Raw genomic sequence first — 2,772 nt, 5'->3', positions numbered from 1 at the left:
AAAGAAGGAGCTGCAGTCAACGACTTCATGCATCCCGACAGAATCATCATTGGAGCAGATACGAGTTTCGCTAAAGAGTTAATGACTGAACTCTATGCGCCTTTTGTTAGGAATCATCCAAGAATACTGTTCATGAGCGTTCGAGCTGCGGAAATGACTAAATATGCCGCAAATGCGATGTTAGCAACAAAGATTTCGTTTATGAACGAAATAGCGAATCTCTGTGAAAAATTAGATGTAGATGTTGAAAGTGTCAGGCTGGGTATCGGAGCAGATAGCCGTATTGGTTATCACTTCATTTATGCTGGGTGTGGATATGGGGGATCTTGTTTTCCAAAAGATGTAAAAGCGCTCATTAATATGGCCCATCAAAATGATTTTGAACCTAAAGTACTACAGGCGGTGGAGGATCGTAATGAAGCTCAAAAACATCGTTTATTTGAAAAAATAACCGATCATTTTGGTCATGAGCTAAAAGGTAGAACTTTTGCAGTATGGGGCTTATCGTTCAAGCCTGGTACAGATGACATGCGGGAAGCCCCAAGCATATCTCTTATTGAAAAGTTAACTAAGGCTGGTGCTAAAGTCAAAGCCTTCGATCCAGTCGCCATCGAGGCTGCCAGAGCCGAATTCCCTCATAATTATGAAACCGATGGGTTGTTGGAGTTTTCAGAAGCTCAATATGAAGCTGCTATTGATGCTGATGCGCTAGTGCTCGTCACAGAATGGAAGCCATTTCGTAGACCCGATTTCAAGGCTTTAAAGAAGCTTTTAAAATCTCCGGTTATTTTTGACGGTCGAAATCAATACTCACCGGAGCAACTAAAGGCTGATGAATGGCAATATTATGGTATAGGCCGATAGCCGAATGAACCTGGGAGAAGCAAGCTTCTCCCTCCAAACTTGAATTATTTAAATTGAAAAATCCAATCAAGAGCATGTTAAGAAAAATAGCATCAAAGCTTCACCCAAGAGAAGGAGAGAATCAAAATATACTAAAAAATATACTAATTCTAGCTAGTGGAAGTAGCGCAGCAAAAGTTATCAGCTTGGTTAGTATTCCAATCATAACGAGACTTTACACGCCAGAGCAATTTGGAGTATATACTCTATTTGCATCAATCATATTGATATTATCCCCATTTGGATCATTTCGATATGCCGCAGCAATTCCTCTTCCTAAAAGGAGCGAGATTGCACTTTGCTTGTTAATTATAAGTATCTCAAGCCTGTTGCTCATTTCTTTCGCAGCATCACTTATACTATTTTTTTACTCAGATTCTATTTTTAGCTTTTTGTCCGTGTCACAGCTAACACCCTTTTGGTTTCTCTTGATTTTTGGCTTCTTGGGCACCGGAGTCTACGAGGCGTTGTGTAACTGGGCGATTCGAAATAAAAACTTCAAATCCATCGCAAAAACTAATGTTAACCAAGCATTATCGGGCGCTCTTTCTAAGATTCTACTAGCACTATTGGGTGTAGGAAAAGTTGGGCTTTTAATTGGTCATATACTAAATCAAGTAGGTGGAAGCTATTCACTTGCTAAAAGCACTTATGCGGATATTAGAGTGTTAAGTGGCAAGCGCATAACAAGACAAAATGTATTGTTTGCTATGCGGTATTTTTCAGAGTTTCCTGCATTCAGGCTGCCCTCCCAAATTTTACTTACACTGTCAATGCAAGCTCCTGCTTTATTTATGTCGTCAATGTATGGGGCGGAGGTTGCCGGGCAACTTGGACTAGCCCTAATGGCTTTAGCTCTACCTGTGGCCCTTATCGCGCAAACTACAGGCCAAGCGTACTACGCAGAAATTTCGAAAATAGGTAGAAAAAATAATCTAGAGATTCTAAAACTAACGAAATTTTTAGCAAAAAAACTAATCTTGCTGGGTATTTTACCTACAATAATTTTAGCTGTTTTAGGTCCGTTGATTTTCTCATTGTTCTTTGGAGCGCAATGGAAAGAGGCCGGTGTTTACTCTAGCCTCCTCTCCATATACTTATTGAGTCAGTTTGTTGCAAATCCCATATCCAACGCTCTCAACGTATTTAAACAACAGAAAAAATTGCTCATCATCAATTTCGTGCGACTGCTACTGACCGGGTCTGTTTTTGCTGTTTCGGCATATTTTAGATTTACTCCGAAAGAAGCCATCGCGCTATATAGCGTGGTGCTTTCTCTTCATTATATTGGTGCATCCATCACCGTAATCAATACAATACGTCGACAATTGAGTTAATGACTTATGAAATTAAAGAAAATATATTTTGAGCCTGCCGGCCAGATAGAGAATACCGGAGATCTATTGATCAATAAGGTAGCACTAGATTTAGTTCGTAAATACGGGGAAATTATCGTTAACGATAATGATACTCCGCGCTGGTTTGTCGACGAAATTACCGGCGGGAACGACACATTAGCTTCGTCCAGTAATTCTAGTTTATTCGCTTCGATATTTTTCGAGGCTGTTAAAAGAAGAAGTGAGACATATTTATTGTTACCTCCTGGGGATATTTCTAGAAAAGGGATGAAATCCTCCATTGGTACAATAGTAAAATCTTCTAAATTATTTATTTTGCGCTTGGTGGGGTGCAAGATAATACGGTTGGGCTTCTCAATTGGGCCATTTGATAAAGCTAATGCGATATCTGAGTCAATTCAATCTTTCGCCTATCGTGTATATGGCGTAAGAGATAGTCACTCGCTGAAATTTGGAAAAGATATTCGTATAAATAATTTAATTTTTTTTCCAGATTTCTCTTGGTATTACA

3 protein-coding genes are annotated in these 2,772 nt (G+C 39.4%); all 3 read left to right on the top strand.

The window, feature by feature from the left end; all coding sequences use genetic code 11:
* Positions 1 to 864, top strand: an 864-nt coding sequence (locus HCU66_RS26825) for a UDP-glucose dehydrogenase family protein (RefSeq protein ID WP_205891368.1), incomplete at its 5' end; no start/stop codon positions are given.
* Positions 865 to 917: 53 nt separating this feature from the next.
* Positions 918 to 2,240: a lipopolysaccharide biosynthesis protein gene (locus tag HCU66_RS26820; protein ID WP_205891367.1), complete on the top strand. Its 1,323-nt coding sequence runs from the start codon at positions 918 to 920 to the stop codon at positions 2,238 to 2,240.
* A 6-nt stretch (positions 2,241 to 2,246) separates the two neighbouring features.
* Positions 2,247 to 2,772 (top strand): polysaccharide pyruvyl transferase family protein (locus HCU66_RS26815; RefSeq protein WP_205891366.1); only part of this gene is annotated, 526 nt, incomplete at its 3' end.

It is taken from the genome of Pseudomonas frederiksbergensis (assembly GCF_017114915.1).
In the GTDB taxonomy this organism is placed as follows: domain Bacteria; phylum Pseudomonadota; class Gammaproteobacteria; order Pseudomonadales; family Pseudomonadaceae; genus Aquipseudomonas; species Aquipseudomonas frederiksbergensis_I.
Note: the sequence above shows the minus strand (reverse complement) of the source record. Positions and strands in the feature narration are given on the sequence as shown.